Below are 22,571 nucleotides of genomic sequence, written 5' to 3'. Positions count from 1 at the left end.
TTGGAGGATAGGGGCATATCCTCAGCGCGCAAATTTCTCTTTAACTTCATCACGCGTCTGTCACTATCCAGAGTTAGGCCAGCCTTCACATAGGATCATCGGTCATGGCGAATTTGGAAGATGTAGCGAAGAGGGCGGGCTGCTCAATCGCAACCGCCAGCCGTGCTCTGGGTGCGCGCGGTCCCGTGAGCGATGCGGTGAAGGCGCGCGTGCGGGTGGCGGCAGCGGAGCTTGGTTATCGCCCTGGAGTGGCGCCACTTTCTCGTGGGGGGCGGAGGCCATTGGTGGGGGTGCTTATTCCGAGCATTACCAATCCAGTCTTTGCGGCCTCGCTGTCGCAAATCCAGAACCGTATGCGGGTAGGTGGTCATGCCGTTGTGCTGGCGCAATCCAACTATGATCCTGCGCAGGAAGCTGATGCGATCGAGGCGCTCCTTTGCGAGCGTCCCACCGGACTCATCCTGACGCTTTGCAATGCGGAGAATGGCGTTCGGCAGGCAAGCCGGCTGCCGCCTACCGTGTTGCTCAACAACCGTCCTACCTCTCTTTTTCGCGCAGCCGTCACAGTCGATAATTTTGAGGCTGGCCGTCGGATCACGCAGCATTTGATCGATCGCGGACATCGCCGCATTCTCTTCGTGTCGGGCAGTTTCGCTGCGTCCGATCGAGCCCTGTTGCGCTACGAGGGATACCGAAAAGCGCTCGCAGACATCGAGGTTGCTCCGTTGGCCGCGCTGCAGATTCCGTTTGTCGAGAACCAAGAGCAACCAGATATTTTCGTCGCTGTCATGGAATTGAGGCCGACGGCCATCATTGCCTCGAACGATCTTCTGGCCTGCGGCGTGATCGGCGCTTTGCGTCGCGAAGGGCTTTCGGTTCCGCAGGACGTATCGGTCGCTGGGTTCGACGGTATCGCCATTGGTCAGTTGATGACACCACCGCTGACGACCATCGCAATGCCTGATGCCAGTATGGGAGCGGTCGCAGCCTCCCTTTTGCTGGATATTGCAGAAAAGGGCGTTGCGCCACGGCATCTGCAGGTCGAGTTTGCCCTCAGAGCGGGGGGATCGGTCCGCTCCATCTGATTGTGGCCCGCCGCAATCGATGCGGCGGGTATCGTTTCATCTAACGCATGTCACGCGAAAGTATGTAGCGGTCTTGCGATAGGAACATGCGGCAATACTAAAACTTGGAGCGTGAGGAGCGGATCTGGAAGATCGCGACACGCTTGAGTTCAGTTCGTGCGCGGCAGAAGGCGTTTTACTTCCTTGGCGGCATCGTCGAGCGCCTCTTGCGGAGACGCCGATTGGTCGACGACGCGCGAGATGTTGTCGACGATGGTTTGCGTCACACGTACACCATTGGCGCCGGGGAAGGCGTACCAGGGGGTCATGCGCGGCATCTGGTTAAGGCCGGCCAGAAACAAGGGGTTTTTCTTGTAGAAGTCGCCGAGGTATTCCGGGGACTTTGCAGCCAATTCATTGTTCGGCACATAGCCGGTGCCGGGGACGACGACGGATGCGCCGTACGGACCTGCCGCGAACTTGGCGAACTTCCAGGCAGCGGCCTGCTTGGTTTCATCATGTGTGAGGATGACGACGGCATTGCCGCCGGTGGGAAGCTTGCCCTTGACGGGATCGATCAGCGGGATCGGTGCCGTACGCAGATTGAACTTGTCGCCGACATTCTTGATGGTATTGCGTAACGCGCCGGTGGTCTGGAAGGCAAAGCCCACTTTTCCTGCCACGAAGGCCTGCTCGCCGGCCGCCTTGGTGAAAACGGGCATGCCTGCTTCCTTGACCAGGCGGTCGATCATTCCCATGGCCTTCTGACCTTCCGGACCGTTGAAGGCGACTTGCGTTTCGTCGGCACTGAGCATTGTGCCGCCAGCGCCGAAGAGAAGGGCGGAGAACATCCAGTCGTCGCCCTGCCAGCGGAAGTCGATGGAATCCACGCCGTTTCCAAGCGCCTTTATCTTCTTACCAAGCGTGATGACCTCGTCCCAGGTCTTCGGCGGCTGGTCAGGATCGCCGCCGGCGGCCTTCACCAGATCGGCGTTGTAGTACATGATCGGGTTTGAGGTTGCGAAAGCAAGACCAACCTGTTTGCCATTGACTTGGGCGAGCTTCATGATCGTGTCCGAGAAGCCTTGATCCGCCATGCTCTGCTTGTCCTTGGCGATCATCGGTCCCATGTCGACAGGAATGTTGCGCTCGTCGGCCATGCGCAGACGATTGAGACCGATGAAGGTCACGTCAGGCATTTCGGCGGTGCCCACCTGGCGCATGATTGTCTGGATGCCCTCTTCATAGGTCGCGGAAGGGTTGGCGAACTGGATCTTGATATCCGGGTTCTCTTCCATGAACTTCTTCGAAATCGTGTCCATCACGTCCTTGAAGAAACCTGGCATAGGGTAGTGGACCGTGATGGTCGTTTCGGCATGGGCCGGTAGAGCCACCATCATGGAGACGGCGGCGGCAGTGAGTATCTTGGTGAAATGCTTCATGGCATGTCTCCTTGTGTGAGAGGTAACCGGTCAGCCCTTGAGACCGGTCATGGTAATGCCCTCGACGAAGCGCTTTTGGGCGAACAAAAACGCCAGGACGAGAGGAAGGGTGATGATGAGGGTTGCGGCCATAAGCGCGCCGTAGTCGTCGCCTGCCTCTGCTGCACGGAAATAGAGTAGACCGAGCGGAGGGGTGGCGTAGGTTTGGTTAGAGACGACGATCAGTGGCCAGTAGAGATCGTTCCAGTGAGCCACCACCGAGAAAATGGCGAAGGCCGTAATGGCCGGCCAGGCGTTGGGCACGATAACCCGGGCGACGATGCCCATCTCCGACATTCCATCCAGCCTTGCGGCATGAATGAGATCATCCGGCATGGCGCGGAAGAACTGCAGAAAAAGGAAGATGCCGAACACCGAGATGGAGAAGGGCGCGACGAGCGCGGTGTAGCTGTTGAGCACCGCCAGATTGTTGAAGGCCACATAGAGTGGAAGCGCTGTCGCGTGAATGGGGACCAGCAGGCCCAACATAACAAGCGCCATCATCAGCCTCGCGGCGCGAAAGTTCAGCTTGGCAAGCGCATAGGCGCAAGGAACCGCAATCAGAACCTGAAAGAAGAGGATAAGACAGCAGACCACGACGCCGTTGAACAGCAGGCCCAGCATATTCACGCGGGTAAAGGCCTTCATGAAATTCTGCAGGAAGAAGGAGTGTTGCGGAATGAGGGAGAGCGACGAGGTGAAAATCTCGCTCTGGCCCTTGCCGGCAGTCGACAGCATGAACACGTAGGGTGCCAGGAACATTAGCGCGCCGAGGCAGAGCAGGCCAAGACGCAGGGCCCGACCAAAAGTGAAAGTGGCTTGCGGGTTCATGTGTAGTGCACCTCGCGGTCGAGCAGGCGGTATTGGATGAACATCATGACGACGAGGACGGCGAGGAAGATAACCGTCATGGCGGAAGCGTAGCCGACCCGCAGATATACGAAGCCCTCTTGGTAGATGGTGAAGAGAAGCACCTCGGAGGACTTGTTGGGCCCGCCTTCAGTCAGAGTCTTCACTGTCTCGAACACCTTGACGGCGTTGATGACGCTGATTGTGATGACGAAGAGCGTGGTGGGTCCCAACATGGGCCATGTCACGAGGAAGAAGCGATCGAGACCGAATTTTGCCCCATCGACATTTGCCGCGGCATAGAGGTCGCGTGGGATCGCGGTCAGGCCCGCCAGAAAGAGGACCATGTTGAAACCGGCGCTCTGCCAGATACCGATGATCGCCAAGCTGTAGAGCACGGTGCTCGATGAGCCGAGCCAATTCGGGCCGGTGATCCCGACCAGCTGCAGGGCGGCGTTGATCGGTCCAATGGTCGGATGAAACAGGTATTGCCAGACGGTGGCCATGGCGACGAGCAGCGAAGCGACAGGCAAGAAATAGGCGGTGCGGAAGAAGGACTGACCGATCTTTTCGCTTTCGATCAAAAGCGCGATGCCAAGTCCTAGGAACAGTGAGACGGGTGCCACGATGGCACTGTAGATCGCCGTGTTCCACAGTGACTGCCGGAAGGTGCGATCAAAGAAGAGTTCGGCATAGTTTTCGAAGCCGACGAAGCGGAAGCTGCCGTAGCCAAGCTCGAAATCGGTAAATCCCAGGAAGACCACAGCGGCAAGCGGGGCGAGAATGAAGGCGATCATCAGTATGACAGCCGGCAGTGCGAGCAACCAAGCGGTTCTTGCCTGCCGCGCAGCGCCGATATCCGGCAGTGCGAGGGACGTTGCGGGATAGGTTGCCTCAACCATGAGCAACCTCCAGTGCGTCCGCCGTCACGGGCTGAGAAGACAGGCGTTTGCCATCCTGTGCGAAAAGGAGCGCGCGGCCCGGTTCTGCAAGGATGGAGACCGGCATGCTCGCGGACATGCCTTTGGCTTCAGCAGGTGTCAGCTTCGCGACAATCGGCTGGTTCAGTCCATCGATCACCATATAGACGATGACCTCGGAGCCGAGAAACTCCAGGCGCTCCACATGGGCGGCAATGCCGCTTAGATTAGGGGACGACACGCGCAGATGTTCCGGCCTGATTGCGATGGTAACTTCGTCCCCTTCGCGTGCAGCACCACTCACCGTCAGACAGATGTTCCCGAGCTTCACTGTCCTGTCCGACGTTACCCGCGTCGTGAGTGTGTTGATCCGAGGTTGACCAAGAAAACGGGCGACCTCGATATGGACCGGATCGTCATAAATGGCCTGGGGTGAGGCGAGCTGGAGAAGATTGCCGGCAATCATCACGGCAACCCGGTCCGCCATCGACAGGGCCTCCGCCTGGTCGTGGGTAACGTAAAGGGTCGGCACGCCTGCGCGTCGATGCAGATCGACGATTTCTCCGCGGGCATGCACACGCAAATTGGCGTCGAGATTGGATAGCGGCTCATCCATCAGGAAGAGGGCCGGACGCCGTACCATCGCCCGTGCCAATGCCACGCGCTGACGCTGACCGCCGGACATCTGGCCGGGCTTGCGATCGAGCAAATGCTCGATCTTCAGCGATTGCGCCATGTCCTGAACCTGCCGTTGGATGGCGCTGCGGGCTTCTTTCTGACCGGGCAGCAGGTTGCCAAGAATCGGCAGCCGCTGAACGCTTGTCAGTTTGCGCATTGCCAGCGGAACGGCGATGTTTTGTGCAGCGGTTAGATGGGGATAGAGCGCATATGACTGGAAGACCATCGCGACATTTCGCTCGGCCGGCGCGAGCGCCGTCAGTTCACGGCCGTCCGCCACGACGCTGCCCGAGGTGGGATGCTCGAGGCCCGCCACAATGCGTAGAAGCGTGCTCTTGCCGCAGCCGGAAGGGCCGACCAGCGCGATGAATTCGCCAGGCTCCGCCTCCAGGCTGATGCCTTTGAGAATGGCGTTGTCGCCGAAGGATTTGGTAATGCCGGAAAGACGAAGCGCGCTCATTCAGCAGCCTCCCCGGCGGGTTGCGGCTTCGGGTAGACCTCGTCGATGACATCGTCGATGTAGTAGGACGTCATGCCTGGAACGGCGACGATCTCGCTCGATACTGTGGCACCTTCGAAGGTATGAATGACGGCGCCGATGAGGCGCTCTCCTGGCATTTCACGCTCCAGCGTGTCGATGAGGAAAGCGGCTGACGGTCCCCAGACAAGACTGGTCTGGTTCAGCGTACCTTGCCAAGCCCAGTGCAGGTGACCGGTGGCAATGAGACCGACATCGTGCTGGCGCATCAAGTCGTAGAGCCGCGCGCGCGGCGCGGGGCGGATGCCCCAGTAACCTGTGTCGCCTTCCAGGGGGTCGTCCACAAATATTGGCTTGTGGGTAAAGAGAGCGATACGACGATCGCCCGCAGCGGCGAAGGCCTGCTCCAGCCAAGCGAGCTGAGCGTCCTCATTTTCGTCTTCCATGCCAAGCAGAAGAGAGTTGAAGCCGATCAGCCTCCAGCCGTGGATATCGCAAGTGAACCGATCTGGACCGACGAGGCTGAGCCAGCGATCAAGACGTGTTTGTGTAACCGGCTGTGGTGATCCCCGCAGGTGGCCGACATCATGATTTCCCGGAACAATCAGAACCGGCGCCGGAGCCTGACGCATCAGCTCCATGCAAAATGTCATGTCGTCGGCGTGATCGGCACCGTCGACGGTGAGATCGCCGGTATGAATGATTAAATCCGGCTTCTCTGTCTCAAGCCAGGCCAGCAGAGGCGCCCAATTGCTGTTGAAATGCGTCTTGGACGGGCTAAAGTGGGTATCTGTGATCTGGATAACCTTCACGGGCAAAACTCCGATGCGTGGGATGAAGGCAATCAGCCTCACCGTCTTCGGGCCCTGATAGAGGCTGAGCTTGTCAGGCGCGTTACAGCGCTTTCCAGTTCCTTTCCATTTTTGTCATCAAACGGTTACAAGCGCCTTTGGTTATTGTGCTCTGGGCCTGCGCAAATTTTTGTGGTCACCCTGATGTTGACCAAGCCTCGTGAAATTCGCTCTTCGTGTAGCGGAGCCTAGCCATGCCCTAGCTCAGGAAAGGCTTCGGCTTTACGCTCGCGCGTCTCTTCGGCCTGCAAAGGTTAGCAAACATGAAAATGTAAAGGCTCACGGGATCACCTCAGTCTACTTGATAGCTGCGACGAGCCCAGCAAAGTGGTCGCCAGCATCTCAATAACGACATTTGAAGGAAAAAAGCCTGAAAGTACAAGGAGGTAATCTGAAAATTCGCGACATGCTTTAGGCTGAAGTACTGATCTAAATTAGTAGGCACCAATTTTTTCACGACTAAATTATTAACTTCAATATGAGAGGTTCGTCCAAACCGCACTTCAGGAACAAAGACCATGGCGCTTTTCTTCAATTCCGATGCCGAAAAAATATTGAACGCACTGGATCTTTCCTTTGCCGTCATCGAGTTTGACGTGGATGGCAACATCCTTAAAGCCAACGAAAACTTCTGTGACCTGATGGGATACTCGCCAGCGGAGCTTCGAGGGAAGCATCACAGTATTTTCCTGGACAGTGACTATGCGCGGTCTGCCGACTACAAGACCTTCTGGAACAAGCTTCGCGGTGGAGAATTCGTTTGCAGCGAGTTCACCCGCCTTGCCAAGGACGGGACTGAGATCTTCATTCGCGGCAACTACAATCCGATCAAGAACAGTGCCGGCAAAGTGCTGAAAATCATCAAGTTTGCCAACGACATCACGCAAACCAAGATGCATGGCATCGACACAGGTGCGAAGATTGAGGCGATCTCCCGGGCTCAAGCCGTGATCGAGTTTAAGACCGACGGTACGATCCTTTCTGCGAACCAGAACTTCCTGCAGGCGCTTGGCTATACGGCCTCGGAGGTTGTGGGCAAGCATCACAGCATGTTCGTCGATCCAGCTTTTGCGGCAAGCCCTGACTACGCAGAGATGTGGCGCAAGCTCAACGCTGGAGAGTTCATCGCCGACGAGTTTATGCGCGTTGGCAAAGGCGGCCGCCACGTCCACATTCAGGCATCCTATAATCCGGTTTTCGACTTCAAGGGGCGGGTCATCAAAATCGTCAAGTTCGCAACGGATGTGACGGACCGCGTCGAAAACGTCGAGAGACTTGCCAATGCTCTGACGAGCCTGGCGCATGGCGATCTGTCGCAAACAATCGATAAGCCCTTCATGGCGGCACTCGATCGGCTGCGCCGTGACTTCAATGCCGCATCGGCCAGGCTGCGGGATGCCATGGCGACCGTGCGCAATAATGCCGAGACGATTTCCGCCGGCGCCCATCAAGTCCGCATCTCCGCTGACGATTTGGCAAAGCGGACGGAGCAACAGGCGGCTTCGGTGGAAGAGACAGCTGCAGCGCTTGAGGAAATCACCACGACGGTGAAGGATTCGAGCCAACGCGCGGAAGACTCCGGCCAACTGGTCGGGCGTGCGAAGGCCCACGCGGACCGTTCCGGTGAGATCGTCAACGAAGCCATGGTGGCGATGGACCGGATCAATCAGTCTTCGAATGAGATTTCCAATATCATCGGCGTCATCGACCAGATTGCCTTCCAGACGAACCTGCTTGCCCTGAATGCGGGCGTGGAAGCCGCGCGTGCCGGAGAAGCCGGAAAGGGCTTTGCCGTCGTCGCCCAGGAAGTCAGAGAATTGGCGCAACGTTCGGCCTCGGCGGCGAAAGAAATCAAGACGCTGATTACTGCTTCCGGTGCACAGGTTGCTAACGGTGTCACGCTGGTTGGCAAGGCTGGCGAAGCGCTGCAGGAAATCGCCGGCAATGTTCAGGACATCAACAAGGATATCGGTGCCATCATCGAGTCCGCCCGTGAGCAGTCGACCGCTCTCAACGATATCAACCGCGCCATCAACCTCGTCGACCAGGGCACGCAGCAAAATGCGGCCATGGTCGAAGAACAGACAGCAGCAAGCCACGGGCTTGCAACAGAAGCGAAGGCACTCTTCGCTTTGCTGGAGCAGTTCCGTTTCGATGACCGCCCGCCGGCAAACCTGGTGACGTCCAAACCCGTTCAGGCCAGACCGCCGGTCCAGCGCGCCAGCCCAAAATTCGCCTCGCATGGCAATGCCGCGGTGAAGGCTGAATGGACGGAGTTCTGATACGGCCATCTCAGGTCTGGCGCTATCAGTTCCCACAGTTCCGATCGTCTAGAGCGCAGTGCGTCCTGTTGGACGCACTGCGCTCTATCGTCTTTAAATCGACGCATCGTGCTTTCCAAAAATCGAGTCCGAACTTCTAGCCGATGCTGTAGGGATCATAAAAAGTGCTAAGCCTCAGGAGAAACGCTGCTCTTGACGCCACAGCTTGACTTTGCACGGGATTGTCTCACCAATCGCGAGGGAGCGTCCCCGGGGCTCTCCCGCCTCAAGGCCGTGTATATGGCGCATTTAAATTTGACTTTAAAAGGAAAGATTTTTATGTGCAAAAACGCTGATGAAAGCGCAAATCTATAAACAGGACGATCACAGAATATGAACAGCGTGAGCCCCATCGTGGATGAGAGCCAAATCGAACCCAGCCGCACGAAGCGTCTGAAAGCGAGCACGCGTGACGCCCATGGTGCGCTCGACAGCTTCATCATGACCGCCAAGCCGTTCGAAAGCCGCGAAAACTTCGGCAAGTTCGTAAAGACGCAATATCTCTTTCACAAAGATCTCGACGCGCTCTTCTTCAATGCGACGCTTGACGGTCTTCTGCCGGATCTGAAAGGACGCCGTCGAATCGGGCTGATCGAACAGGACCTTCAAGATTTGTCCCTCGATGCCCCGGAAAATCAGGGTGCTCGCTTCCAGCAGGATGACCAAAATTTCGATCTGCCGGAGGCAATGGGCTGGCTCTACGTGGTAGAGGGTTCCAATCTCGGTGCTGCTTTTCTGCTGAAAGACGCTGCCAAACTGGGACTTGGAGAAGAGTTCGGCGCACGCCACCTTGCCGGTGCTCCGGAAGGCAGGGGCTTGCATTGGCGTACGTTTACCGCAGCGCTCGATGAGATCGAGCTGACGGAAGAGGAGGAGCGCCGTGTCGTTTCGGGTGCGCAAGACGCCTTCGTCGCGGTTCACAATTACGCCCGTCAGATGATGGCTTAAATTGCTTCGATCATCATGAGAACATCTTGCCAAACGTCTGAGTGACGGAGCAGACCTGTGTGAATAAAACTCACAGATCACGCTTGCAGCGCTGGTTGTCTTTAAAGGTGCTCTATCCTACATCAGACGGGCTTTTGAAAAGGAATTGCGCATGGCGAAGATCAAGAACGTTGCGATCCAGATGGATCATGTTTCCGGCATCAACATTGCCGGGGATTCAACATTCGCCATCAGCCTTGAAGCCCAGGCGAGGGGATATCGCCTGTTCCACTATACGCCAGACCGCCTGTCGATGCGCGATGGAAAGATTTACGCCACCGTCGAGCAGATGGAACTGCGCGATATCAACGGCGACCATTTTTCGCTGTCCGAACCTGAGCGGGTCGATTTATCGACAATGGATGTGATCCATCTGCGCCAGGATCCGCCCTTCGATATGGCTTACATCACCTCCACGCACCTCTTGGAGCGCATTCACCCGAAGACTCTTGTCGTCAACGATCCGGCCTGGGTGAGAAACTCGCCTGAAAAGATTTTCGTCACGGAGTTTGCGGATTTGATGCCCGCAACCCTGATCACCAAGGACGTTGCCGAAATTGCCCGCTTCCGTCAGGAGATGGGCGATATCATTCTCAAGCCCCTTTACGGAAACGGTGGGGCAGGGGTGTTCCACTCCACCCGTGACGACCGCAATTTCTCCTCGCTCTTGGAAATGTTCGGCCAGATGTTCCGCGAGCCCTATATCGCGCAGCAATATCTGCCGGACGTGCGCAAGGGCGATAAGCGTATCCTACTGGTAGATGGCGAACCCGTTGGCGCCATCAACCGCGTGCCAGCGGAAAACGACGCGCGCTCCAACATGCATGCTGGCGGTCGACCCGAGCCGACTGAACTGACGGCGCGCGAAAAGGAAATCTGCGAGCGCATCGGTCCAGCTCTGCGCGAACGTGGCTTCCTCTTCGTCGGCATCGACGTTATCGGCACCTATATGACGGAAATCAACGTCACCTCTCCAACCGGCATTCGCGAAGTGAAGAAGTTCGGTGGCGCCGATGTCGCCAGCCTTCTTTGGGATGCGATCGAGCGCAAGCGCGACGCTCAGGGCTGAAGCCACCACCACAACGCAACTGCCATCAGACCGTCTCAGCCGGTTCGATGGGGTATTCTATCTTAGCGCCTCAATCCCAGAAGGATTAGCACGAAGGCGGCCGCGAGCGGCAGCCATAAGTGCATGAGGCCGATCGCGCTGAAGACGGGAAACTCTTGCCTGCAACCTGTCGGGTTCATGCCGCAGCCAAGCGGGACAAAAAAGAAGAACCAGACGAAGGTCAGACAGACGAGTAGCGCCCCTGCGATCAGCAATATTATCTTCACCTCACTCTCCTTTCGGCCAGCCGCTTCCGGCAGTTTGTGAAAACGTACTGCCGGACGTGCTGAAGCCTTTGGTCGGTATCATTACCACGTCCATGATAGACCGCTAACATACAAACAAACCAACGCGCCATCGATTGATCGCGTCTATCATGTGATGCTTCGAACCGGTGCGGAGAGCCATAGCTGTTATACCCCTCTTGGCGTATGTCCTGTGACGCGCTTGAAGGCGTGGGCGAAGGCGCTTTGCGAGCTGTAGCCGACGGCAAGTGCCACGTCCGAGATGCTGCCCCCATTCGCCAAGTGCCGCTGTGCCAGGACCATACGCCAGCGTGTCAGATAGTCCATCGGAGCGCGGCCGACGCGCTGTGAGAAGCGCAGTGTCAGGGCGGAGCGCGACATGCCGATTTCTCTTGCGAGAGCATCGATCGTCCACCGGCGGGCCACATCGGCATGCATAAGCCTGATCGCCTTTGCAACACGAGCGTCCCCAAGCGCCGTAATCCAACCGACATTCGCAACCGGAGCGCTGGAGATATAGGAACGGACGGCCTCAATAATAAGGATTTCGGCGAGTTTCCCAGCCACCAGATCTCCGCCGATCTGACCGGCATCGGCCTCTTCTTTCAGCGCGGACAGGGTCCGAGCGATTGATCGGGCACCTGGTGAGCCAGGATCGACCCGCAGAAATGCTGGGAGTGCATCGAGGAGAAAAGACGCGTTCACACTGGCAAACCCGCTGCCGCCGCCGATCAGCATCGTGTCGCAACAATCTCCTAGACGCACTGTGTTGTGACCGGGAGGAGCATAGAGCGCCATACCATCGGAGGGCTCAATGTCCGGGTGGCTTGCCACCGCGTAGGAGATGTTGCTGAGCAGGATGACATCTCCCTCAACCAGCGCTTCCGGATCACGATCAGGCAGCACAAGCCAGCAACGTCCCGTCAGGACGGCGACGAATTTCAAGCGCTGCCTTCCGTCGAACGATAAGGCCCAGGTGCCACCCGCCTCAAGGCTCGTTCCACGCACACTGCGCGGTTCCAGGACGGTCAGAACATCGGAGAGAGGATCATTCATTTCGATTTTGGCCGATTGCGAAAAAGATATAACCTATCAAGCATAGATCGTCCAGGAACGCCACCCTATCCTGACGGCTCTCAAGTCAGGAAGGAGAATCTCATGACCATTCAGGGCAAGGTTGTCGCGATGACGGGTGCCGGACGCGGAATTGGGCGGGCGACGGCGATTTATCTAGCCGCACGCGGCGCGCGCGTGGTGCTTGGGGCGCGTAGCGAGACAGAACTCCTCGACGTAGCAAAGGAGATCGAAAGAGCGGGTGGTGACGCGGCGTTGCGCAGCACCGATGTGACGAGGAGAACTGACCTTGAATCGCTCATCCGTCTTGGCCGCGACCGTTTCGGCAGCGTCGACGTTATCGTCAACAATGCCGGCATCGGTCCGATCTCCCGCTTCGATGCGTTGCGGGTGGAGGACTGGGACGCGATGATCGACGTCAACCTCCGCGGAGCTCTCTATGGAATTGCCGCTGCGCTCCCAGTCTTTGCGCAGCAAGGGAAAGGCCATGTGATCAACGTGATTTCCACGGCGGGTCTGAAAATCGTGCCGACCATGGGCGTTTACGCCGCTACCAAGAACGCGCTACGCACCGCCACCGAAGCCCTGAGGCAGGAGGCCGGCGCAAAGCTGCGGGTCACGGAAGTCTCTCCCGGCTTCATCGACACGAGCTTTGCCGATTCATCAATCACCAATCCGGACGTAAAAGCCATGATCAACCAGCAGAAGGAGCGGTTGGCGATCTCGCCGAACGCCATTGCGCGTGCCATCGCCTTTGCCATCGAGCAACCCGAGGATGTCGAGATTGGCAGCGTCGTTGTCCGTCCGACCGCGCAAGATTAGAGCAGGTTACGGTTCTGCTCACTGCTACGGACTGCTCGCCATGGCTCTATGAACGTGACATCGCTCAAAACGTCATTGCGCCTGCATCCGGGGCTTCCGGATGCAGGCGCAAGTGCGGGTTCGTCTCAAGACAATGGCTTTGAGGCCGTAGTGATCCTCGAAAATCGTTTACGGCTCAAGCGCTTGCCGATCAGACGACTTGTCGGAATTCCTCGTCTGCACCGTCCGGGCCACCCATCGACATGTCGAGTGCGAAGCCGTTGGCGCGGGCCTGCTGGGCGTGGACGGATTGCGACGGGGCAGGGCGACGAACCGGAGCAGCAGATTTTGCCGCAGGACGGTGCGCGACTGAGGGGGCAGCTGCGCGAGCCGGGGCGGGGCGAGCATTCGTATTGGCACGCTCGACCTTGAAGAAGGCGATGCTGGCCTGAAGCTCTTCGGCCTGTGCGGCCAGTTCTTCCGAGGTGGCGGACATCTCTTCGGAAGCACCCGAGTTCTGCTGCGTCACCTTGTCGAGCTGCTGGATCGCTTCGTTGATCTGGCTTGCACCAATGTCCTGCTCGCGGCAGGCTGCAGAAATCTCAGCCACCAGTTCCGCAGTCTTGCGGATATCCGGAACCAGACGGTTCAGCATATCGCCGGCTTCGGTCGCAACCTGAACCGTCTCGCCGGAAAGCGAAGAGATTTCAGCGGCGGCCGCCTGGCTGCGTTCTGCGAGCTTGCGCACTTCAGAAGCAACGACGGCAAAGCCCTTGCCGTGTTCACCGGCACGCGCGGCTTCGACAGCGGCATTGAGTGCCAGAAGGTCGGTCTGACGTGCGATTTCCTGGACGATGGAGATCTTCTGCGCAATGGTCCGCATGGCGACGACGGCACGGCCAACCGCTTCACCGCTGGCCTCGGCATCCTTGGAAGACTGACGCGCGATCTTCTCGGTCTGGGCCGCATTGTCAGCGTTCTGCTTGATGTTTGCGGCCATTTCTTCCATCGAAGCGGAGGCTTCTTCAGCAGAGGATGCCTGTTCGGTGGCACCCTGCGACAGCTGCTCGGAAGACGAAGACAGTTCCTGGCTGCCGGAGGAAACGTTGTCTGCCGCAGCGAGCGCATCGCCGACGACGCCGCGCAGGCGCTCAACCATCGACTGAAGAGCAATGCCGAGCGTGTCACGCTCCGACAGTGGCTTCGGAGTGACGGTCAGATCACCGTTCGAAATCTTGTCCGCAACCGTTGCCGTTTCGCGCAGATTGGTCACCATGTTCAGCATCGCGATGCCAAGCGTGTCCTTCTCGGAGAGAGGCTGCACGTCCTTTGACAGATCGCCAGCCGCAATCGTGCCAGCAACATCGGCTGTTGCACGGAGATTACGAGTCATTGTGTTAACGCGATCGACAAGGTCCTTGATCTCGTCGTTGCTACGGATCTGAACATTCTGCTCAAGGTCGCCCACAGCAATTGCTTCCGCTACCGTCATAACCTTGCGCAACCCCGAGCTGATACCCAGGGCAATCCAAAAGGCGGTGAGGACTGCAATGAGAATCGCTGCTACAGAGCATGAAATCAGCATAAATCTGGTTTGATTATAGTCGTCTGAAGCTACCTGTTTAGACTCCTGCAGTCGTGCCCTGTTCATCTGGACGCCTTCATCGAGCTTCTTCGTCAGGGCGTTGGCGGCGTCGCGTCCCTCTCCGGCAGAATAAGCCTCGGCAGCAGCGGTGTTTCCTTCGTCTATCAGAGCACGTACGCGATTGTCGCTGGCTTCGAAGGCTGTTGTGATCGTCTGCAGATCCGCCCAGTAGGAGCGCGTCTCAGAACTTGCCGTTGCCGCCATCTCATTCAAGAGTTCCGTGAGATGGGCTTTGCTTTCATCACCCACCTTTTTGTGTTGAAGCATTTCCGCAGGGGACTTCGCCAGGATCATGTTTTTCTGCGCCCGGATCGTCACAAGCGACAAGGCATTTATCTGGTGGACCTTGTCGAGACGAGGAACGGTGCCTTCAACCACTTCGTTCATCGCGTCTCTTGCTATGCCCAGGCTATAAATCCCATATCCTGAGGTGCCCGCTAGCATGAGAATGAGAAGACCGAAGGCGAGAGCCAGTTTTGTTTTGATGGTGAACCGCATATCAGACGTCCTTGAACGCGAGGTTATTGTCGAGAAGACACCAGGCCAGAGCCATTGGCTCGAGCTGTGGGTGGCGCCGACTGGAATGTTGAAGTGCGCAGCTAAGTGGGCTTCGGGATGAATACTATGTAAGGGTAGTCGTAGATTCCGCGCCCGTAACCCGGCACCAAGCAGCTAAGTGCTGAGGAAAGCCATTCAGTTAAGGTGGTTCTAGGTGCTTACGAAACAGCGTTGGAGGGCGGTTGATCGGGCTTATCGGCTGCGCAGGGCACAGACGCTAAGGCAGCAAAGCGACGTGTTTCGATCAGTGTGGTCGGCATGATTTTCTCATCGCATGAGAGTTAGAAACTCCGCATCGACCCTTCCAGGATGGTCGGCGCTCTCGGATCAAGCGGCATCTTTAAAGGAGACCCGTGCGCATCATGCGTGCGAGGAAGACAATCCTTGAAGGATTTCAAGGGTAGCTTTTGAATGGAATCAATTTATCGGTTTGTGGTAAAAATAACGTTACTGCTTTTGGCAAACAACAATTGTTGCCAGGAACCTCGCCCTCGATTTGAGGGCCGCGACGACTTCTTAAAAGATACCCTTGGTGCCCTAGTTGACCCAACGACGTCGATGACGCGGGCTGGCCTCACGGCGTTTGCGCACCCGTCGTCGCGAGATAAACGGAGTAGAGGGATTTGGTCGCCGTGATGAAGAGCCGGTTCTTCTTCGCACCGCCAAAAGTCAGGTTCGCCACCGTCTGCGGCACCTTTATCTTTCCAAGAAGCGTACCCTCTGGTGAGAAGCAGTGGACACCGTCGCCGGCGCTCGTCCAAAGGTTACCGGCCGTATCGAGGCGGAAGCCGTCGGGCAGGCCACTATCCAGGTGGCAGAACTCTTTGCCGTTCGTCAGCGTCTTACCATCGACCACGTCGAACACCCTGATATGACGCGGGCGTGAGACATCATGGCTGTAGGAGCTGTCGGCAACATAGAGTTTTGTTTCATCCGGGGAAAATGCCAGGCCATTCGGCTGCACGAAGTCGTCGACGGCGATCTCCACCTCGCCGGATGCAGGATCGATCCTGTAGACATTGCGGGTCTTCTGTTCCGGCTCGGATTTATAGCCTTCATAGTCGGAAAGAATGCCGTAGGTCGGGTCGGTGAACCAGATGCTGCCATCGGATTTGACGACGACATCATTAGGTGAGTTCAGCCGCTTGCCATTATAGCTGTCCGCCAGCACCGTGATCGAGCCGTCGATTTCGGTCCGCGTCACGCGACGGCCGCCATGCTCGCAGGAGATCAGCCGGCCCTGACGGTCTCGCGTATTGCCATTGGCGAAATTGGACGGCTGGCGGAAAACGGAAACTCCGCCATCCGGCACCCAGCGAAGAATGCGCTCGTTTGGAATGTCGCTGAAGAGCAGGCAGTTGAGGTCGGCGAACCAGACCGGTCCCTCGCTCCAGCGGCAGCCGGAATAGAGTTCTTCCAGTTCGGCGTTGCCGACGATCAGATGTCGGAAGCGGTCGTCGCGAATGTCATAAACGGAGCTTTGATCTTTGGTCATGGGCGTCAATCGGCTTGAAAGTGTTGCGTTGGTTCAGCGGGTGGCTTTGGGGCCGCTCGCCAGAAAAATCACGGAAATGATAATGAGGCCAGTGAGGATAAGGCGCGCGCCAGCACCGAACCCATAAGTGTTCAGCATCGAGACCACAAGGAACATGAAGAGCGATGCGCCCCAGATGCCCGGCACGTTGGAATCGCCGCCGGCAACGGCTGTGCCGCCGATGACGACCACGGCAATCGACATCAGGAGATATTCCGACCCCATGTTGAGCGCTGCACCGCCGGAAAAGCTTGCCAGAAGATATCCGGCGATGGCGGCGAGGACGGAGCAGAAGACGTAGGTGGTGAAGCGCGCGCCATCGACGGGAATGCCGGTCATGCGGGCCGCAAAGGTGCTCTGGCCTATGGCCGAAATCCAGCGCCCGTAGAAGGACCGGTCAAGCAGCACCCAGGCGATGACCGAAAGGAAAAGTGCAACGAGCGCCACATTCGGTATGCCCAAAGTACTGGAGATAGCGAAGTTAGCCAGTGTTTCAGGTGGTCTGATCCGCAGCCCGCGATTGGACCAGATCGCAATCGACTGAACGATGAAGCTCATCGACAGTGTCGCGATGATGGGCGGGATTCGTAAAAGCTTGATCAAGGTGTAGTTGCCGATACCCACCGCAATCCCGATGAGGATGGCGACGAGCAGTCCGGGAAGGATAAGACTGTCGGACACATCCATGAACTTTAGCGCCAGCGTGCCGGACAGCGTCATGGTGGCGGGGACGCAGAGATCGATATTGCCTGGCCCAAGCGTGATGACGAACATCTGGCCGATGCCGACGATGACCGAGAAGGCCGCGAATGTCAGCGCCGCATGGGAAAGCCCGAAGGAGCTTGCGCCGCCGGTGAACATCACGGTGATGACCCAGACAGCAACCGTCGCGGCAAAGGACCAGATCCACGGTTTTTTGGTGAAGGCAGCGAGGCGGCTCATTGGTTTTTCTCCCGCTTCTCGAGACGGTTGAGCAGAATGCGCAGGGCAAGCACGATGATGAGGATCGCGCCCTGTGCACCGATCTGCCAGTCTGGCGAAATGCGCATGAAGGACAGGAAAGAGCCCGCGAGCGTCAGCGTCAGAGCGCCGATCACAGCACCGATCGGGGAAACACGCCCGCCGACGAATTCACCACCGCCGAGAATGACGCCGGCAATCGATAAAAGCGTGTAGCGCAGAGCAATATTGGCATCGGCCGACGTCGTCAGTCCGACGAGCGCTATCCCCGAGAGGACGGCAAAGAAGCCCGCCAGTGCAAAGGTCGCAGCACGGATGCCGACCACCGACCAACCGGACCGCTCAACGGAGCGCAGATTGCCGCCGACGCCGCGCATCAGAACGCCGAAGGACGAGCGCATGACGATGTAATGGGCGACCACTGCGATCACGATGCTGGCAATGATGGCGACCGGGATGAATGGCGGCTTTGCCGTCATCAAGGCGCGCACGAAGGCGGGTGCCTGTCCACCAGGGGACGGCAAGATCAAAACGGCGAGACCACCCCAGACGAAGCTCATTCCGAGTGTTACGACAATGGAGGGCAGGGCGCGCAGGTGAATGACGGCGCCAAGCACCGCATAGACGGCGATCGCCGCTGCGAAAATGCCGATTCCGATGACGGGAGAATCCTGAAGAAATGTTGCGGTCACGCAGGCGCAGAAGCTGACGAAGGTGCCCATCGACAGATCAAGATCGTTGACGGACATGATCAGCATCTGCGCGATGGTCGCAAGTGCAATCGGCACCGCCAGATTGAACAGCAGGTTCATGCCCGTATAGCTCATGGCCCGCGGCTGCATGTAGAAGACCGCAATTAGCAGGAAAGCCAGCGACGCGGCGGGAATGACAAGGCGAAGGGTGTTGGCTGAAACTTTCATGGCTGCGCCTCCCCGGAAAAGGATGCAGCCAGCACATTCTGTTCGGTAATGTCGTCGCCGACAAGTTCTGCCTGTATGGCACCATCGCGGAACACATAGACGCGGTCACACAAGCGAATCTCGTCCATCTCCGTCGAGTACCAGATGAAGGTCCGGCCGTGCGCGGCTTCCGTTCTCAAGATGTCGTAGACCTCCTGTTTGGTGCCGATATCGACGCCGCGCATCGGGTCGTCCATCAGCACGGTGCTGGCGGTCGTCGCCAGCGCGCGAGCGAAGAGCACCTTCTGCTGGTTGCCGCCGGAAAGTGAGAGAATCTTGTTGCCCATGTCGGGGGTACGAATTTCGATCCGCTTCTTCCACTCGGCGCCGAGTTCGCTCTCACGTGACCTGTCCACCAATCCACCGGACGAAATGTCCCGCAGTGATGCGACCGACAGATTTTTAAGAATGCTCCAAAGCGAGAAGGTGCCGTTCAGGCTGCGGTCCCCAGCAACGAAGGCGAGGTCGGCCTTACGGTTGGGCAGCCAGCTGCTGTTCTTTGCCAGATAAAGATCGAGCAGCGCTTCCGTCTGGCCATGACCGCCAAGGCCGGCAAGACCAATGATCTCGCCGCGATAGGCCTCAAACGCGATCTCTGAACCGCGGCGTGGCGCCATGGAGAGGACTCTTTCACCGGACCGGACGCGGGCAGTCTTCTGCCTGTCCTGATCCTTGACGACACTGCCCATGGCTTCGACCAGCGTCCGTGTCGTAAATTCACCGGCTAGACGGTCCGCGACGACGCGGCCATCCTTCATCACGACAATGCGGGTGGCGGTCGACAGGATCTCACCGAGAATGTGGGAGATCAACAGCACCGAGCCGCCCTCGCGCACGAAGCGGCGCACATAGGCCATGAGTTGCTCCGCTAGACCTGCATCGAGCGAAGAGGTCGGTTCGTCGAGGATGACGAGCCGCGGCGTGTCCGGCGTGCGGCAGAAATTGATTGCGATTTCCACCATTTGGCGTTCTGCGATGGAAAGGTCGGAAATCGTCGCTTCGCAATCGATCCCGTGGCCTGGAAAGATGTCGTCGATGGTCTGACGTATCGCGGCAAGCGCGCGTCCGCGCCAGTTCCGGCCGCTCATGCCGGGATGCATGATCCGCACATTCTCACTGATCGTCAGGTTCGGGCAAAGGGATAGTTCCTGGAATACGCAGCGAACACCGCCGGCGCGTGCTGCCGAAATACCCTGCCTACCCGGTGCTCCGCCATAGGAAATCGTGCCCTCATGCGGCGTCAGGCCACCATTGATGACATTGACGATGGTGGATTTGCCTGCGCCATTGTGGCCAACCAGGCCAAGGCATTCGCCTGCGCGGATGATGAGATCGGCGCCGTCCAGTGCCTTGACGGCGCCGAAGACGACTTTGACGCCGCGTGCGGCGACGACTTCTTCCGTCTCGATGATGTCATTCATGAGCAAAACGCCAACGATCTGAAATGATGAAAAAAGGGATGGCCGCTGCGGCGACACGTCAGCCGCAGCGGATAGGAGGCGATCTTCGGCCTTACTTGCCGGCAATCACCTTCTGCGCATCAGCCTGGGAGTAATCCACGTTGGCAACGCCACCCTTCTGGGTGTTTTTCAGGTTCTCTTCGAGATTGTCCTGATCGATACGCAAGAAGGGAACGGTGAGATCCTTCTTCACATCCTTGCCGTCGAGAATCTGCTGTGCCACCCAGAAGGCGAGCGTCGAGACGCCGGGCGCAATCGAGACCGACATGGTCTTGTAGCCGCTGGCATCCTTCTGCTGCTTCCACCATTGCAGCTCATCTTCACGGTTGCCCATGATGATGGTCGGGGTCGGGCGCTTGGCAGCGGCAAACGCCTGGGCAGCACCGTAACCGTCACCACCCTGGGTCACGACAGCCGCGATTTCAGGCAGGCTTGGCAGGATGCCGGCGACGGCGCGCTGTGCGACGTCCTGAGCCCAATCGCCATTGACCGAACCGGCGATCTTGAACTGCGGGTTCTTGGCAACGCCTGCGGCGATGCCCGCATGGATCTCGTCGTCGACGGAGACGCCTGCGAGACCGCGGATTTCAAGCAGGTTGCCGCCCTTCGGCATGGCCTTTGCAAGATAATCGATCTGGCTCTCGCCCATGGCCTTGAAGTCTACGGCGATGCGCCAGGCGCAAGGTTCGGTGACGATCCCGTCGAAGGACACGACGATGATGCCGGCATCACAGGCTTCCTTGACCGCGCCGTTCAGCGCTGTGGGAGAAGCGGCGTTGATGACGATCGCATCATAACCTTGGAGGATGAGGTTCTGGATCTGGGCTGCCTGCTCCGTTGCCTGGTTTTCGGCAGTGGTGAAGGCGTCCGCGGCTGCGACCTGCTTGTCGGCAACCGCCTGCTTGGTGATCTTGTCCCAGCTCGTCAGCATCGCCTGACGCCAGGAGTTGCCGGCATAATTGTTGGAGAGCGCGATTTTCTTCGCCGATGTATCGGCGTGAGCGGTGATGGGCATCGCGGCGCATAGGACAGCCGCCGATGCGAGAAGCATCTTTCTAAAAGCCATTGATTTTCCTCCCTGTGGCTTGCTCTTTCGGAGCCTGGAATATGTTTCGCCGCAAACCTTCCCCACGGCGGAAACGCAATTCCGTTGCACTGGAGCTCCTTTCCCCAGTAAGAGCTAAAATGACGAAGAAGGTTCGGCTTGTATAGGCGCATCACGGCAATCTTCGTGCGGACTTACGCACAAAGCTTGCGGGTTCCCGCAAGACGAAGAGCGTTGCGGAGCGCAGAATGCGAAACGGGCGCTTTCGATAGATCGCCGCCCGTCAGGGAAGATGCTTGGGAGGGCATCGGCACATGCTGGATAAACCGAGCAGCACGCTGTTTCACCACTATATGGGCATTTCGCGTCTGCTCGCCGGGCAGCTTGAATTCAACGCCATCATCCAGGCCGTGGCGACCGAGATCAGCCATATCATCCCGCATGACCACATGGATGTCTGCATCAAGCAGCTCGATGACAAATATCATATAGCCTATGAAAGCGGCCTTGCCAGTGCGTGGAGCCTCCAGCCTCCAGCGCTTCTGACGGGCAGCCCCATACGCTCGGTTCTGTCAGGGGAGGTCGATTATCTCCTGAGCGGGGACGCCTGCGCCGACCCACGCTTTCATTTCGACGGTGCGTTCTCCAGCCCGATCCACGAACTCGATCTGCACAGCCGTCTGCACGTGCCGATGAAGGTGCATGGCGATATCATCGGAGCACTCAGCTGCTCGTGCCATCAGTCCAACGCCTATACGATGGAGGATGTTGCCAATGCGCGTGCCGTTGCCGACCTTCTGGCGCCCTACTTCTATGCGATCCGCGCCGCCGAGCAGGCCAAGCGCTCGGCCATCGAAGAGGCGCAGGCCAATGCCCGGGAGGAGGGCTTGCGCCTCGGTGCGCTGCAACTGACCGAGGCACTGGAGGCCGAGCGTCAGCGGATCGGCATGGATTTGCACGATCAGACGTTGGCGGATCTGACACGGCTTGTACGTCGTGTCGAACGCATGAGCCACGCGACCGAAGTGTCGGGAGAAATGCTTGAGCCGGTGATGCGTAGCCTGCAGCAATGCATGCAGGATCTGCGCGGCATCATCGAAGAAGCCAAGCCATCCATCCTGCAGCTCTTCGGCCTGGTTCAAGCGATCGAAACCTATCTCGACAGGTCGGTGAGGGACAGCGGATCGCCGATCGACTGGTCTGTCTCCGATACCACGGACGGGCTTGTCGACAACCTCGATAACTCGGTCGCCGTCTCATTGTTGCGCATCGTCCAGGAGGCGGTCAACAACGCCATCCGCCATGCACAACCGACGAAGATAGAAGTGGTGCTATCGCAGGCGGATGACGCGCTGCGTGTCACCGTGTCGGACGACGGTTGCGGCGTTCCCGACGATAGCGGCTCCGGTGGAGGCCTTGGCATCGGCAACATGAAGACGCGTGCGCGACTGATTTCGGCGCATTTTCATCTCGGCCCCAACGCTCGGGGGACTGGCACCCGCATCACCCTGACCTTACCGACTGGGCTCGGCGAAAAGCCTGAGGAGGCATAA

At 58.2% G+C, this 22,571-nt stretch carries 19 protein-coding genes; 6 read left to right on the top strand and 13 right to left on the bottom strand.

The annotated features are described in order from the left end of the window. The first annotated feature begins 104 nt into the window (after positions 1 to 104). Positions 105 to 1,085, top strand: coding sequence for a substrate-binding domain-containing protein (locus ACTJKV_RS12760; RefSeq protein ID WP_113227106.1), 981 nt, complete (start codon positions 105 to 107; stop codon positions 1,083 to 1,085). 149 nt (positions 1,086 to 1,234) lie between these two features. Here the strand turns inward: ACTJKV_RS12760 and ACTJKV_RS12755 are convergent, their stop codons facing one another. Genes ACTJKV_RS12755 through ACTJKV_RS12735 form a run of 5 tightly spaced genes read right to left on the bottom strand, consistent with a single transcriptional unit; the run spans position 1,235 to position 6,282 of the window. Then, positions 1,235 to 2,506 carry an ABC transporter substrate-binding protein gene (locus ACTJKV_RS12755; RefSeq protein ID WP_440598787.1) on the bottom strand — a complete coding sequence of 424 codons (1,272 nt, stop codon included), beginning with the start codon at positions 2,504 to 2,506 and terminating at the stop codon, positions 1,235 to 1,237. Between the two features lie 30 nt (positions 2,507 to 2,536). Then, a complete protein-coding gene (locus ACTJKV_RS12750) occupies positions 2,537 to 3,376 on the bottom strand; it encodes a carbohydrate ABC transporter permease (RefSeq protein ID WP_062423848.1) in 840 nt (279 codons plus the stop codon). Then, entirely contained in the window at positions 3,373 to 4,296 is a 924-nt protein-coding gene (locus ACTJKV_RS12745) for a carbohydrate ABC transporter permease (protein WP_440598786.1), read from the bottom strand. The genes ACTJKV_RS12750 and ACTJKV_RS12745 overlap by 4 nt, the downstream gene beginning before the upstream one ends. Then, a complete protein-coding gene (locus ACTJKV_RS12740; RefSeq protein ID WP_113227103.1) occupies positions 4,289 to 5,452 on the bottom strand; it encodes an ABC transporter ATP-binding protein in 1,164 nt (387 codons plus the stop codon). Before ACTJKV_RS12740 ends, ACTJKV_RS12745 begins: the two co-directional genes overlap by 8 nt. Further along, the gene (locus tag ACTJKV_RS12735; RefSeq protein ID WP_113227107.1) at positions 5,449 to 6,282 is read right to left on the bottom strand and encodes a metallophosphoesterase family protein; all 834 of its coding nucleotides are present in this window, start codon (positions 6,280 to 6,282) and stop codon (positions 5,449 to 5,451) included. Before ACTJKV_RS12735 ends, ACTJKV_RS12740 begins: the two co-directional genes overlap by 4 nt. Before the next feature lie 557 nt (positions 6,283 to 6,839). On the opposite strand from ACTJKV_RS12735, the gene ACTJKV_RS12730 reads away from it, so the two are divergent. The 3 genes from ACTJKV_RS12730 (at position 6,840) to gshB (ending at position 10,698) form a co-directional block, all read left to right on the top strand. Then, a complete protein-coding gene (locus ACTJKV_RS12730) occupies positions 6,840 to 8,603 on the top strand; it encodes a methyl-accepting chemotaxis protein (RefSeq protein WP_113227102.1) in 1,764 nt (587 codons plus the stop codon). A gap of 372 nt (positions 8,604 to 8,975) precedes the next feature. Then, entirely contained in the window at positions 8,976 to 9,590 is a 615-nt protein-coding gene (locus ACTJKV_RS12725) for a biliverdin-producing heme oxygenase (RefSeq protein ID WP_113227101.1), read from the top strand. 151 nt (positions 9,591 to 9,741) lie between these two features. Then, the gene (gshB, locus tag ACTJKV_RS12720; RefSeq protein ID WP_062423610.1) at positions 9,742 to 10,698 is read left to right on the top strand and encodes a glutathione synthase; all 957 of its coding nucleotides are present in this window, start codon (positions 9,742 to 9,744) and stop codon (positions 10,696 to 10,698) included. Positions 10,699 to 10,760: 62 nt separating this feature from the next. Here gshB and ACTJKV_RS12715 read toward each other — a convergent pair whose 3' ends face one another. Further along, positions 10,761 to 10,964 (bottom strand): hypothetical protein, encoded by a 204-nt coding sequence (locus ACTJKV_RS12715; protein WP_062423609.1) that lies wholly within the window; start codon positions 10,962 to 10,964, stop codon positions 10,761 to 10,763. A 186-nt stretch (positions 10,965 to 11,150) separates the two neighbouring features. Further along, the gene (locus ACTJKV_RS12710) at positions 11,151 to 12,038 is read right to left on the bottom strand and encodes an AraC family transcriptional regulator (RefSeq protein WP_440598785.1); all 888 of its coding nucleotides are present in this window, start codon (positions 12,036 to 12,038) and stop codon (positions 11,151 to 11,153) included. A gap of 102 nt (positions 12,039 to 12,140) precedes the next feature. Here ACTJKV_RS12710 and ACTJKV_RS12705 point away from each other — a divergent pair, with 102 nt between their 5' ends. Continuing rightward, on the top strand, positions 12,141 to 12,878 hold the full coding sequence (locus ACTJKV_RS12705; RefSeq protein ID WP_440598784.1) for an SDR family oxidoreductase: 738 nt from the start codon (positions 12,141 to 12,143) through the stop codon (positions 12,876 to 12,878). A gap of 190 nt (positions 12,879 to 13,068) precedes the next feature. Here the strand turns inward: ACTJKV_RS12705 and ACTJKV_RS12700 are convergent, their stop codons facing one another. The 6 genes from ACTJKV_RS12700 to ACTJKV_RS12675 all read right to left on the bottom strand — a co-directional run bounded on the left by ACTJKV_RS12700 (position 13,069) and on the right by ACTJKV_RS12675 (position 21,039). Beyond that, positions 13,069 to 15,000 (bottom strand): methyl-accepting chemotaxis protein, encoded by a 1,932-nt coding sequence (locus ACTJKV_RS12700; protein WP_062423606.1) that lies wholly within the window; start codon positions 14,998 to 15,000, stop codon positions 13,069 to 13,071. A gap of 634 nt (positions 15,001 to 15,634) precedes the next feature. Next, the gene (locus ACTJKV_RS12695; RefSeq protein ID WP_440598783.1) at positions 15,635 to 16,555 is read right to left on the bottom strand and encodes an SMP-30/gluconolactonase/LRE family protein; all 921 of its coding nucleotides are present in this window, start codon (positions 16,553 to 16,555) and stop codon (positions 15,635 to 15,637) included. Positions 16,556 to 16,588: 33 nt separating this feature from the next. After that, positions 16,589 to 17,536 (bottom strand): ABC transporter permease, encoded by a 948-nt coding sequence (locus ACTJKV_RS12690; protein WP_440598782.1) that lies wholly within the window; start codon positions 17,534 to 17,536, stop codon positions 16,589 to 16,591. Continuing rightward, a complete protein-coding gene (locus ACTJKV_RS12685) occupies positions 17,533 to 18,474 on the bottom strand; it encodes an ABC transporter permease (RefSeq protein ID WP_440598781.1) in 942 nt (313 codons plus the stop codon). Before ACTJKV_RS12685 ends, ACTJKV_RS12690 begins: the two co-directional genes overlap by 4 nt. Then, complete coding sequence (locus tag ACTJKV_RS12680) at positions 18,471 to 19,934, bottom strand: ATP-binding cassette domain-containing protein (RefSeq protein WP_440598780.1); 1,464 nt, start codon at positions 19,932 to 19,934, stop codon at positions 18,471 to 18,473. Before ACTJKV_RS12680 ends, ACTJKV_RS12685 begins: the two co-directional genes overlap by 4 nt. Positions 19,935 to 20,025: 91 nt before the next feature. Next, positions 20,026 to 21,039 carry an ABC transporter substrate-binding protein gene (locus ACTJKV_RS12675; RefSeq protein WP_062423601.1) on the bottom strand — a complete coding sequence of 338 codons (1,014 nt, stop codon included), beginning with the start codon at positions 21,037 to 21,039 and terminating at the stop codon, positions 20,026 to 20,028. Positions 21,040 to 21,332: 293 nt separating this feature from the next. Between ACTJKV_RS12675 and ACTJKV_RS12670 the strand changes: the two genes are divergently transcribed. Next, positions 21,333 to 22,571: a GAF domain-containing sensor histidine kinase gene (locus ACTJKV_RS12670; RefSeq protein ID WP_440598779.1), complete on the top strand. Its 1,239-nt coding sequence runs from the start codon at positions 21,333 to 21,335 to the stop codon at positions 22,569 to 22,571.

The organism is Agrobacterium sp. 22117 (genome assembly GCF_052045735.1).
GTDB lineage: Bacteria > Pseudomonadota > Alphaproteobacteria > Rhizobiales > Rhizobiaceae > Agrobacterium > Agrobacterium cavarae.
This window is presented reverse-complemented; position numbering and strand designations above follow the sequence as displayed.

Bases quoted from the DNA above. Each gene is read 5' to 3' on its own strand.
- ACTJKV_RS12675 (WP_062423601.1), bottom strand. From the start codon at position 21,039: ATGGCTTTTAGAAAGATGCTTCTCGCATCGGCGGCTGTCCTATGCGCC.
- gshB (WP_062423610.1), top strand. From the start codon at position 9,742: ATGGCGAAGATCAAGAACGTTGCGATCCAGATGGATCATGTTTCCGGC.
- ACTJKV_RS12705 (WP_440598784.1), top strand. From the start codon at position 12,141: ATGACCATTCAGGGCAAGGTTGTCGCGATGACGGGTGCCGGACGCGGA.
- ACTJKV_RS12695 (WP_440598783.1), bottom strand. From the start codon at position 16,555: ATGACCAAAGATCAAAGCTCCGTTTATGACATTCGCGACGACCGCTTC.
- ACTJKV_RS12710 (WP_440598785.1), bottom strand. From the start codon at position 12,038: ATGAATGATCCTCTCTCCGATGTTCTGACCGTCCTGGAACCGCGCAGT.
- ACTJKV_RS12730 (WP_113227102.1), top strand. From the start codon at position 6,840: ATGGCGCTTTTCTTCAATTCCGATGCCGAAAAAATATTGAACGCACTG.
- ACTJKV_RS12740 (WP_113227103.1), bottom strand. From the start codon at position 5,452: ATGAGCGCGCTTCGTCTTTCCGGCATTACCAAATCCTTCGGCGACAAC.
- ACTJKV_RS12750 (WP_062423848.1), bottom strand. From the start codon at position 3,376: ATGAACCCGCAAGCCACTTTCACTTTTGGTCGGGCCCTGCGTCTTGGC.
- ACTJKV_RS12670 (WP_440598779.1), top strand. From the start codon at position 21,333: ATGCTGGATAAACCGAGCAGCACGCTGTTTCACCACTATATGGGCATT.
- ACTJKV_RS12725 (WP_113227101.1), top strand. From the start codon at position 8,976: ATGAACAGCGTGAGCCCCATCGTGGATGAGAGCCAAATCGAACCCAGC.
- ACTJKV_RS12755 (WP_440598787.1), bottom strand. From the start codon at position 2,506: ATGAAGCATTTCACCAAGATACTCACTGCCGCCGCCGTCTCCATGATG.
- ACTJKV_RS12745 (WP_440598786.1), bottom strand. From the start codon at position 4,296: ATGGTTGAGGCAACCTATCCCGCAACGTCCCTCGCACTGCCGGATATC.
- ACTJKV_RS12700 (WP_062423606.1), bottom strand. From the start codon at position 15,000: ATGCGGTTCACCATCAAAACAAAACTGGCTCTCGCCTTCGGTCTTCTC.
- ACTJKV_RS12690 (WP_440598782.1), bottom strand. From the start codon at position 17,536: ATGAGCCGCCTCGCTGCCTTCACCAAAAAACCGTGGATCTGGTCCTTT.
- ACTJKV_RS12760 (WP_113227106.1), top strand. From the start codon at position 105: ATGGCGAATTTGGAAGATGTAGCGAAGAGGGCGGGCTGCTCAATCGCA.
- ACTJKV_RS12685 (WP_440598781.1), bottom strand. From the start codon at position 18,474: ATGAAAGTTTCAGCCAACACCCTTCGCCTTGTCATTCCCGCCGCGTCG.
- ACTJKV_RS12680 (WP_440598780.1), bottom strand. From the start codon at position 19,934: ATGAATGACATCATCGAGACGGAAGAAGTCGTCGCCGCACGCGGCGTC.